Consider the following 11,470-nt stretch of genomic DNA (forward strand, 5'->3'; position numbering starts at 1 on the left):
TGTCTGATCGTGTAGAAGATCTCACGACAAAATTTGATCGAAGTGATATCATCGAAGCCCTCATAAAAGATGGCATGCCCCGTGCGGACGCACAAACAGCAGCAAACCGTGCCGTTCATATCTATCAAAGCGCAGAGGAAAAAACCGAAAAAGCCATCAAAGCCCTTGAAGAACAGGTAGAAACACTCTCGGACAAACTTGAGGATACGATCAAGGGAGCAAAAGACACTGCAACTAAAGCCACAAAAGCAGCCTCCAATATGGGATGGTGGGGCTTTTTAGGAAGTCTGGTAGGCGCCATTGTTTCCAGTGTTTTTGGTTATTATGGTTATAGAAGCCGTAAGGATACTTTCATGCTTTAAAACTTCTACCTCTAAAGCAAACACATAAAAAGCTGCACACATGATGCAGCTTTTTTTGCAAAATTTCCTGATTGCTCTTTTGTATCATTATCTCTCATATCAGATAACTTCGCCAGTCTATAATCCTTCAATACTCCCCTTTCAAAAAACATAAGGAGTTGCTCATCGCTGCAAATAGGCATTGTGCTTATTTTGAAGAGAGCTCTGTAAACTTCCTTTCTCAACTGATTATCAAGAAAAACTAGACAAAGCGCGGGATATCCCATAAATACGCAGAAGAAAATTGTACCTTTAGCATCTTGGGGAGGAGCACTGTGACAAAGAAAAAATCCATGATTTTCGTCCAAATAGGACTTTTCCTTGTTTTGGGCTTTAGCAGCTTTGCCGATGAAACAGCGCAAGTTACATTTGCTCTCCACTTAGCAGAAAGCACAGCTTCTATTTCAATGCTCCTTTTTGCAGGGCTTATCGGGGCAATTTTTGCCGGACCAATTGCACCACGCCTCTTGCATCGCTTCCAACCAGCACGAACAGTACCCATTGTTTTATTGTTTGAAGCACTCTTTATAGCCACAGCTGCAATCGCCAATCAATTTTGGGTTTATATTGCACTTTCTTTCGCACTGGGTTGTGCTGGTTCAATCTTTTGGTCTGCTATCCTCGTTTCCGTCCCAGAATTTGCAAACAATGATCAGCAACTAGACCGTATAAACCGCGTTATCCAAACAGTTCGTAATCTTGGTTACATTGCTGGACCACTCTTAGGGGGGGTGTTGTATGGAATATCAAACGGGCAAAAAGGATTGTTTGCGCTGTCAATCATGGTTCTTTTTGCCACCTTTATCACTCTCTTCTGTTTTAAAAGTTTAAAAATTCATACACAAACGACAAACACAACGCAAAAAAGCAAAAAAGGGCTAGACTTAAGAGGCCTCTTGCGTAAAAAAAATGTTGTCTATGCTCTTGCACCCCTCATCATTACCATCATCCTCACCTCTGCTCTCAACGTCTTATCGATTGTCCGCATTCGTACCGATCTCAACTTAAGCGCTGAAACCTATGGGATAATCACAAGCATGGTAAGTCTTGGCCTCGTGGTTGGTCCACTCTGTTTCTCCAGCCTTTTTCATCGCTTTGGCAATGCCGCTGGTGCATCACTTGCCGCTACAATCATTGGATTTGCAATTTTCTGCTTTTCCCTCACACAACTCATATGGCTGATGATGCTGTCATTTTTCATCCTTGGGAGTGCAAACGGCGTACAAAATGCTCTAATGGCAAGTTTTATGATGAAAGCCATTCAAAAAGAACAGCGAAACAGTCAAATGCCCGCTTATCTCTTCATCATACAAACATCCGTATGCCTTGGCTTTATAGGAGCCGGTTTTGTCCATGTTCATCACACACAATACACACTCTTTGTCATCGGCATCGCCACAATGATCGCAGGCATATTAGGTTTTATTTTGAACAGTGCCGTACAAAAAAAGGAACAGAGAGAATTTGAGAATGGTTAGTGGACTCGGCTGTTTGTCCAGCCAGCAAACAATGCCCCAAAAATGGCATGACAATCACCACCTGATCAAATCATTGTATCTCTCATGCAACCCCATACCAACCCAATAGGACTTTGATAAACCACTCTTTAATGTAGAGCAACTAACAACCCTCCCAAAAACTTGATATTTTAAAGCAAAAAAACAATAACATCATGCAACAAGATCCTATAGGCTTAAACTTTTACAATGGAACAGGCGGCTATGTGTGGCAACTGGCAGACTATATGCGACATGATTGTCATGAGAGCTCCCATACACTTGAATTGCAAAAACCAACACCACCCATAGCCATCAATTCTTTCGCTGTCTATCCACGTGAACTCAATCCTTTATCACGCGTTCAATGGGTAAAGGACGTACAGATAACGAGAAATAAACCAGCTTTAATTGGAAAACGGCAAATACAACCTGCAACCGTTGTTTCTACAAAAGGAGCGGCATTTGGCGGATTCGACTTTCCCACATTTGAAGCACTTCGTGAAGGCTGCCTTGTCCAATCACTGAGAGAAATACAACTCAATGGTACTCTTCTTACCTCTGGAAGTCTTTTGATATCACTTTTACGACACGGTCTCATCAAAACAGATCAAAAAGCATTTTCAGAAAATGATGCAACCGCTCTTTTACGAGAGCCAACATGTATTATCATAAATTCTTCTCTTGGCACTCTTGCCATTAATCAACTCAATGAGCGTACAATCCGGCTTCATGAAAAAACAAAACATCTCTTGAAGCAAGCCACCACACCAATACGTATTCAATATCCGCTAGAGGATTCAATAAAGTTTTTTGTAAAAGCAGGAATGCTGCGATTGATAAAATTATAAGGATAAAAAGATGCAGCTGATAAGACCTGGCATGGGAACAGAAAATAGTGCTCAACTTATCCATGCACTTATTCAAATGGCAAGACCGCGCACAGTCATTGAAATCGGTGCTGGTGATAGTACGCGCTTTATCGCAAAAGCACTTCAAAAAGCGAAATTATCATGGCAACAAGATAAAAAGCTTTTAGAATCCTCCACTTGGGAAGAGCGCACAGCTTTGCTTGATCCTTCAGGAATTCCTGAAAATTACGAACCACAACTGATTACAATTGATGATTTTACAGCCAAAGGTCAATCAGCAGAAGAAGTATGGCAAGAACTTCTTAAAGATGGCATTAAAAAAGATACTGTAACATTTATCAATGAGAATTTCTTCTCTCTTGATGAAAGCACCCTCAAATCTTGGGGACCAATAGATTTTGCTTGGATCGATGCTGGAACTCCAGCAGATGATGTGCGATTTGTTATAACCCTTTGGGAACAAATCACTCCTGGTGGTTATCTTTGTTTGCATGAACCAACAATGACAACAACAATTGCTCTCAATGGGGCACAACGGGGTCAAAGTGTCAGAACTCCTTTGTGGGAAGAAATCCTCTATCGGCTTGATGGCTCCTATGAGGCTTTAACACTCCCCGAAAACCACAAATATCGCCAAAGTGGTCTGGGGATAATTCGCAAACGCACCTCTGCCGAACAAATTGTACGCGCACAATCGCTACAAGCAGAACTCATAGAAATCAATGAACTGCCCATTCGCAATGATCTTTTGCCCATGGGAAAAGAGACCCTTCGCAAACGCGATACCCGCAATTCACTAATCTCTGCCATGACCTCACCTGCACTGCGCGCTGTTTATGCCGCCATTATCCTTGGTGCGAAAAATCTTTCCGAAGTCCTCAAACATGTCGATTCAGATGCGAAAAACATTCACAAATCCATCAATCGCCTTTTGAACCTCGGACTTATTCACAACACAACAGAAGGATTTCAAGCCGAAGAAACACTGTGGAAAATGCTAGAAAATAAACATGAGCGGAATAGGGAAAATTTAAGCGACCGCCATTTAGAAACAGAAGAGATGCTATCAAAAATTGCACAAGCCTTTCAGAAGGAAAAAATCTATAGCGAAACGGAAGTTTCCAAGATATGCAACCTCTTTACGATAGACTTTGCCCGATTACGACGCACTCTTGTTGAGAGGGGTTTTTTACAACGCCATGGAGGCAAATATCAACGCATGCGCTAAAAGAGAATTGAAAAATGTTAGCGAACTCTATCGTTTTTCTTCTATATTTCAAGAGAATGAATAACCTTCCACTAAAAAAATATAATTTCATTAAAAGGTTATAAAATCATTCATCTCATTCATATGTTGACAATCTATGGAGGGGTTAGTACATCCCCTTTATAAAGGATACAATGGAAAAGCAAGAATACGGGGTGCCAATTGGTTATCAAATAGGATTAGAAACAGTCAAAATCACCAGAAGAAGATATGGGATCAAGGTCTCAATGATCTTACCGATTATTGCGCAAACATCAGGGCATAGTGTTGTCGCTCAACCCAGATCATGCTCGATATTTCTAAAAACATCGTAGAAAAAACAATATTCTTGCAGTGGACTGGCTGGTAAATCAGGAAGGATACTATTTCAACGAAATGTGTACAGCGGAAACAGGGCTAATAAAACTTCCTCAAGAGATACAATAAAATGTATTTGATCATTTAACGACACTTCTATGGAAATTCCATGGACAAAAATAAAATAACTTTTTTCATCTATAGCACAGTTTTTCTTTCTGAATTTTCCTTTTTCTTTGTACTCCCTCTGATTGGAAACTCTTCTCTCATAACTGCTACCAATGTTGCGTTTTATCTCTCTGGGTCGGTAATCCTTGAAAGCATTCTCATGGTAACCACAACAAGTTTATTAGAAAGACTTTCTCGTAAACTCTTAATGGCTACCGCCTTTATTTTAAGGAGTAGCGCTTTTGTATGCGTTATCCTATCGCTCATGCCTTCTGCATGGTTGACCTTTTTTACCTTAATGGCTTTTTCGAAAGCAATTTCAAAGCCATTTTTGAGAGAAATTTTATCAGAACATCTCAAGGGAAATTCTCTTAAGCGCGCATTAACTCTCTATTCGTTTTTTCAAAACGCTGCGGTCGTTATTGCCCCTCTTGTTGCAATGAGTGCCATAAAATATAACGCATCAACTTTTTTAATGGCTTTTTTTGCACTCCTTGGTTTGTATCTTTGTGTTCTATCTCTCAAAATTGTTTATCATTACCCGCATAAAACATTATCTCTTGAAAAGGATAAAAAAACAAAAAAAGCTCTTCTTTTTTCTTTAAAAACAATAATACATAATCGTTCTATTGCTTATTTGCTGGTCACGGCTTTGCTTTGTACATTTCTCATGGGAATTTTCATCACCACCACAACACTTCTCAATAAATTTGACAGCAATCTCGCCCCTTATAGTGGAATTTTCTTTTCAATTGTTGGCATCAGCATTTGTATCTGGCAGGGAGTAATCAATAAACATCTCACCCTTTCCGATAAAGCAACTTTTTATCTGCTCTGTTTTATGGGAAGTTTCTCCTCATTTTTCCTCATGGGTGGGGTCTTTACCGCTGTAACCGCATTAATTGCCTACAGTGTCTATGAATCTGTCATGGTTCCAGAAATATATTATCAAGCAGGGAAAACAACCGTATCCCTCTCTGCCAGTGTTCTTTTTAGTTATATTCTTGTTGTTTCAAATATTGGCCAAGCCGCCGGCTCATGGACAAGTGGATGGATCATCAGCTATTTCAACAGTCATATCGCTTTCATCTTTTGCATGATTGTTGGTGCCTCCGCCTTTGCCTCTTGCCTGTGCCTCATACAAACTAAAAAATAAGCAGCTTCCATGTCACATATCATTTTTGAAAACCAGTAGCACAACAAGAGCACCCAAAACACTTCGCCATAAATCACTCAATTATGGGGCTATAACACACTCTGCGGCAAAGAACCTCAAAACGGTCTTTAAAGATTGTTCTGTAAGCCCTATTGCCAATTGCCTCACAGCTTAAAGGATTATGGAGCGGATTTTTGTTTTCCCATGAAGTTTGTCACCTTTTTAAAATAACATATTATCCATTCGCCTCTATGGTTGATCTTGAGACTTTGAATTCAGCTATCGAAGAATTTTCTATCGATACCATCATATGCCTACCAAGTTTTGCGGATAAACTTATTACCATATCTTGAGAAAAAAATTAAATCTCTCAAAAAACCTATTTTCTCTTGGAGAAGCCTTTCAAGCTTAAATCTGTGTTGAAAATAAAAGACATAATCCCTGAATTGCATATTAAGCCTCTTAGCTTTACCACCCAAGAAACTGGTCCAATAGGATTCCAGTGTTCCAAGATTGATGGTGACATTTATCATCTTTATGATCACATTCAAGTAAAGTCAAATCCTGAAAATGATGAATTAATTGTCTCTGTTTTTTATCCTGAAGATGCACCATTACTTGAACACGCCACAGGTGATGTTGTTCATATTGCATATGATCAATCATGCGATTGTGGCTATCATGGCCATACCTTACACCTGAAAGGAAGAACACCAACTTTTTATAATATTATGGGAACTTCAATTTCTGTACACGATTTTACAAATGTCTTAAATCTTCAAGGTTGCACTCTTTCGGCTACAGATATTCAACTCATTATAGTCAATCAATTTGAGAACGGTGTTGGCGTTTTATTGTTTATTGATTCACGTTACGATATTGAAAGAAATGCCCTTTTATCATCCCTCTCATCCTCTTATCTGATAAAAGACATTATCAATAAAGCGCAATTTTTCCATGTTTGCTTTATGCGAAAATCTCAGTTTATTCGCTCCTCAAGCTCTGAAAAAATAAAATCCTTTTTTCAAACTTCTCAATATCCTATAGTGCCTGATGGTGATTTAGTGGAAATTAAAAAAGCTAAGATTGCAACTTCCCACAAGCGTTCTTGCGCTTGATTATTATTGCCCCCATACGCGCTTTTTCATTTTTTTCAACGTCCATCAACACAGTTGTCCTTGTCATAATCGCATTTTGAAGGGGATAAACAAACGATTTTTGCGGCTTTTTTCACCAAATAATTCCCATGAAGAGAAGATAGAGATGCATTTTGTACTGGTGGAAGCCTCAACCTTTGACTTGGCTAGACTTATAGAGGCAGCAGAAACGCTCGCACTTCACTTACACCTCCTCACCCATAATAAAGATCTCTATTTTTATGAACTGGATTATATTAAAAGCGTGCATCTCAGTGTTATTGAACGCGATACATTTCATCATGCGGAAATGATAACCTATTGCCAAAATTTAAAAAACTTTAGTGGCATTCTCAATCTTACAGACACGTGGGCGACAAGTGTCAACGAAATCTCCGCCCAGTTGGGATATAAAACCCAAAATGCCTATGCGATAAATATCTGTAGAGACAAAGCTTGTTTAAGAAAAATCCTCTGTGAAAAAGGTCTCACAAAAGGACAAATAACTGTTATTGAAAGTGAGGCTTTCCAAGCCACACACAAGCTCTCCTATCCTGTCATTCTGAAAGACCCACAGGGAACAAACTCAAAAAACGTATAGTTTGCAGAAAATAAAACGGAATTTACCGCAATCATGGAATTTATAAAAAACCATACTTCCCTCAAAAAAAATCTCATTGAGACCTTCTTTACAGGCACACTCTACAGTGCTAAAACCATTAGCTATCGAGGGAAAACAAAGCTTCTCGCCCTCTCGAGCAGGGTCATGTCAGACATGCCTGACTTTAAGAGACTTGCAACAACTTTCCCTTAGACAAGAACATTGCACAATTACAGGGAATAGAAGAAGGGATTAAAAATATCCTAGCAGCTGTTTCCTATCATGGGGGCTTTGCACATACGGAATTTATCATCACTGAAGGGAACTTCTTTAAAGTTGTTGAATAAATCCACGCTTAAGAGGCGTGCAAATTGGTGAAGCACTCTGCCAAACTTTTAACACCAATATCTACAAAGGATTTTTAGAATGTGCACTAGTAAGAGAACCTAAATTATTTCAAAAAGAACTGATCCCCAAACCTTTATCGGTCAAGCACTTGTCTATGCAAAACAACAGATAAATTTCAGCAAATGCGCTTGCAACATGCAAGGAGCAAACAAGCTATTCTCTACCCATTCCCTTACAGGGAAAAACTCTGAATTTGAGAGAGCAATCTGCGTGCGCTGACATTTTATTGACCTCAGGAACAAGTTCAGAAACGGCTCTGTTAAATGCACTTTCTTAAGCAAAAAAAGTAAATCTTGTAGTGGCAAAATAAAATGGTGCGTAAATTCTTCACTTTCAAGGCAAGCATAAAACTCATCCTCATAACAACTTTACTGAGCAATATTGGGATATTTATGGTTGTCCCTTTTTTGGCGATTTACTTAAATAAACTTAACTCTCTCAGTACAACAGAAGTTGGAATCATCATCGGAGTAGCTTTTTTGTGCAAAAAGGCAGGCTCTCTCTTAGGAGGGTTGCTCTCCGATTATGTCCATGTAAAAAAAACAATGCTTTTAGGTCTAGCAACACGAATCCCTGGCTATCTCATCATTGGTTTTACGCATAATTTTTATATCCTCCTCCTCTCTTGCGCCTTCATTGGTTTAGGAAGCAGTCTATACACTCCTGCTGCGAAATCTTTTTTAGTAAGAAATGTTTCGAGAACTGAAAAAGTGGATGCCTTAGCAACAAGATCAGTCTTTGTTAATATAGGGGTCTCTATCGGTCCCTTGCTTGGAATGTTGATTTTTAAAATGCTCCCCTCCTTATTATTTAGTTTCGTTGGATTGATCTTTTTTTTTTTTATTATTTCTTCTGAACTGCACCTTAAAAGAAAGCTCTAATACTAACAAATTGGACAAAATAAATTTTTCTGATTTTAGAAAGTTGCTCACCAACAAGACCATGCTTGGCGTTTCGCTTTTTATATTCTTGTTTACCTTTTTTTATATCCAACTCGAAAGCACCATACCTGTATTCAGTAATCAGGTTTTTGAAGGAAGTGCTACTTCTTTTATTTTTGTCTTGAATGCTCTCATCGTGATCTTTTTCCAAATGTCTGTTTCCAAATGGGCATGTAAAGAAAACTCCAAAACGCCCAAAGTATTATCCTTTGTTTTGTTTTGAATCTCATTCCTCCTCCTCCACGCTCTTGAGCATTCTTATTTTTACCTCTTCTTCGCGATCATCCTCTTTTCCTTTGCTGAAATCGTGATCTACATACGCCTCGATTATGAGGCCACAAATATAGATGAACGCTTAATCGCTAGCACATTTGGAATCATGAGCTTGTCCAGTGCTTTCGGAGGCATGGCAGGAAGTTATCTTGGCTCCCTCTTCTACAACCAAGAATTTTTTGGATTATCGGTTTGGCAGATCTTGAGTATTGCCTCTCTCAGTACCGCCCTCCTCTCTCTCCTCACACTCAAAAATTCAGCAAAAAGGTAAGTTGATGAAAAAGCATATTATCCTCTTCACCCCCCATCATGCCATGATTGATTGCACATCACTCAACGATATCGAGATGACAATTTCGGACAAACCTAAAAATACCCCCCTCTCCACTTATATGAAGCAAAACTCTCTCTTTCTTTTTGCTTATCATAATGTATCTTTTACGAAAAAAGATCATCAGCGCCATCCATAGCAAGAATAAACAGCCATAATCATCATAACATTGACGTTCTCATAACTTTGCCCCCAAAAGCTCTTCCACAAGCATCAGAATTGTCCAGACTTTAAAGGCTTAAAACATTATCATGGAAAAACAATGGAACAAATACAAAAATAAATACGCAATGCATTTATTCCTTTCTGATCATGCAGAGTATTCTCTCAAATTTTCAAACATGCAAAGTGAGTTGACGACGAATAGACTCCTCGATAAACTCATTGAGATCAGCTTAACTGATAGCTTCATTTTGGAGAAAGAGGGGTTGCACACAAGAGAAGCATTTTGGGGGGACCATCAGCACTTCCAATCACATTCATCCCCATATTAAAGCCATCACAAACGGGTGTTCATTCTCAAAGTCTGTGATTTATGGGGTAGAACCAATATTTTAAAGAGTATCTGTAGGGAGCAAAATTATGCAAAAGGTGGATTCCTATACCAAATCAGAAAGGTATGTCATATATACCGTAATTATTTCCAGCATACTCCCCTTGCTGGACGGAAGCATTGTTAATGTCATCCTTCCAGACCTTGCTTTTTATCTTTCAGTAGAGGAAAATAATATACTATGGGTTGTAACATCCTATTTTCTTGCCACCGTGCCAGGATTGTTGATAGCAGCTTTTGTGCAAGGAAGAATAGGTATCAAAAGAACTTGGTTTCTTGCAAGCTTCATTTTTATGCTTGGATCACTGGGGGTAGGATTAAGCTATAATTTTCCAACCATTATATCTGCCCGTATCGTTCAAGGTTTCGGGACCGGTCTTTTGCTGCCCCTTAGCCAAATCATCATTGCCTTACAATTTGGACAGACACGAGTGCGCCAAGCCATGGGCACCATAGCCGTACCAACATTTTCGCTCCTGCCTTTGGTCCGCTGGTGGGTGCCTCACTTGCTCAGTATGTCTCTTGGCGTTTGTTATTTTTTATCAATATTCCGCTCATTTTATTGGCGCTCACCATTGGAGCGAAACACTTAAAGAGCAACGAAACAACAAAAACAAAATTTAACTTATTTGCATTTTTAGCGTTTTTCATATCGCTTATTTCATTTTTTTATCTCACAGAAGCCAGAAATATAAAGAACAACACCTCCGTATATATCCTAGCACTTATAGCGGTGATATCTCTCATATTGTTCATTGTTTCTAATCAGAAAGCAAAAAACAAATTAATCGTCTTTAGCGGATTTCAAAATGTGCGCTATACATTACTCATGATCATGGGGCTTGTTGCTTCATTTCTTTTTTATAGCTTCCTCGTTTATTTCCCACTAGCCGTTGCCATGGAACAAGCCCATGAAAATAGCCTTCTCATCATCGGCGCAGTCCTTGCTTTGCAAGGAGTGGGTGCATGGATCGGAAGGAAATTTATTTACCAAAAATGGAAAGAAAAATCTCCCTTTTTCATGATAGGAATTGGTTTGGTGATATCAAGCTTTGGATTATTATGCTTCGGCTATAATATAAGCATGGATGGGCTTGGATTCTTGCTAAGAGGCATAGGGCTTGGCATCACCACCATTGTCTGCCTTTCCGCCCCTATCCAATGTGTCAACAGTTTATACGTCAAAGATACAGCAGTTATCACACGCATATTACAGCAAATAGGCGGAGCTTTGGGGGGTGTATTCGCTGGCTTTTTGATCCATTCGCTGACAGAGGAATATCTTTCCCTCAATCAAACATATCTCATATTCTTTATATTCTCTATCGCTGCATTTTTACTGTTTTGCCTCGCACTCTCCTTATCGCATAAAGAGAAGGGCTCCGATTTATGATATGCTTTGTTTGAACGCCTTATTCTATAACATTTCCCATTAGGTACATTTTTATATTTTCACGTTTTATCATGAGCGCAGTGTCATGTTCAGATGACATGTGATTTTTATGGAAGTCATTAGTTTTGGCACTTTGGTTGCGGGGGCAGGATTTGAACCTGCGGCCTTCAGGTTATG

8 protein-coding genes and 2 pseudogenes are annotated in these 11,470 nt (G+C 39.2%); 9 read left to right on the plus strand and 1 reads right to left on the minus strand.

The annotated features are described in order from the left end of the window. The 8 genes and pseudogenes from ACFIK8_RS08350 to ACFIK8_RS08385 form a co-directional block, all read left to right on the plus strand. Positions 1 to 362, plus strand: a pseudogene (locus ACFIK8_RS08350) (DUF3792 domain-containing protein); the annotation flags it as partial. Positions 363 to 676: 314 nt separating this feature from the next. Further along, positions 677 to 1,879 carry an MFS transporter gene (locus tag ACFIK8_RS08355; RefSeq protein WP_375669179.1) on the plus strand — a complete coding sequence of 401 codons (1,203 nt, stop codon included), beginning with the start codon at positions 677 to 679 and terminating at the stop codon, positions 1,877 to 1,879. A 194-nt stretch (positions 1,880 to 2,073) separates the two neighbouring features. Next, on the plus strand, positions 2,074 to 2,748 hold the full coding sequence (locus ACFIK8_RS08360) for a hypothetical protein (protein ID WP_375669180.1): 675 nt from the start codon (positions 2,074 to 2,076) through the stop codon (positions 2,746 to 2,748). A gap of 10 nt (positions 2,749 to 2,758) precedes the next feature. Beyond that, positions 2,759 to 3,997, plus strand: a complete 1,239-nt coding sequence (locus ACFIK8_RS08365) for a DUF2087 domain-containing protein (protein WP_375669181.1) — start codon at positions 2,759 to 2,761, stop codon at positions 3,995 to 3,997. Positions 3,998 to 4,502: 505 nt separating this feature from the next. Beyond that, positions 4,503 to 5,657 carry an MFS transporter gene (locus ACFIK8_RS08370; RefSeq protein ID WP_375669182.1) on the plus strand — a complete coding sequence of 385 codons (1,155 nt, stop codon included), beginning with the start codon at positions 4,503 to 4,505 and terminating at the stop codon, positions 5,655 to 5,657. A 416-nt stretch (positions 5,658 to 6,073) separates the two neighbouring features. Next, a complete protein-coding gene (locus ACFIK8_RS08375; protein ID WP_375669183.1) occupies positions 6,074 to 6,775 on the plus strand; it encodes a hypothetical protein in 702 nt (233 codons plus the stop codon). Positions 6,776 to 6,920: 145 nt separating this feature from the next. Further along, positions 6,921 to 7,394, plus strand: a complete 474-nt coding sequence (locus ACFIK8_RS08380) for a hypothetical protein (protein WP_375636693.1) — start codon at positions 6,921 to 6,923, stop codon at positions 7,392 to 7,394. A gap of 800 nt (positions 7,395 to 8,194) precedes the next feature. Beyond that, positions 8,195 to 8,683 carry an MFS transporter gene (locus ACFIK8_RS08385; protein WP_375669184.1) on the plus strand — a complete coding sequence of 163 codons (489 nt, stop codon included), beginning with the start codon at positions 8,195 to 8,197 and terminating at the stop codon, positions 8,681 to 8,683. Here the strand turns inward: ACFIK8_RS08385 and ACFIK8_RS08390 are convergent. Next, on the minus strand, positions 8,667 to 8,894 hold the full coding sequence (locus ACFIK8_RS08390) for a hypothetical protein (protein WP_375669185.1): 228 nt from the start codon (positions 8,892 to 8,894) through the stop codon (positions 8,667 to 8,669). The two genes, ACFIK8_RS08385 and ACFIK8_RS08390, sit on opposite strands and share 17 nt — an antisense overlap. 1,035 nt (positions 8,895 to 9,929) lie before the next feature. On the opposite strand from ACFIK8_RS08390, the pseudogene ACFIK8_RS08395 reads away from it, so the two are divergent. After that, positions 9,930 to 11,293 (plus strand): annotated as a pseudogene (locus ACFIK8_RS08395) (MFS transporter). Positions 11,294 to 11,470 lie beyond the last annotated feature (177 nt).

It is taken from the genome of Bartonella sp. MR168JLCBS (assembly GCF_042194175.1).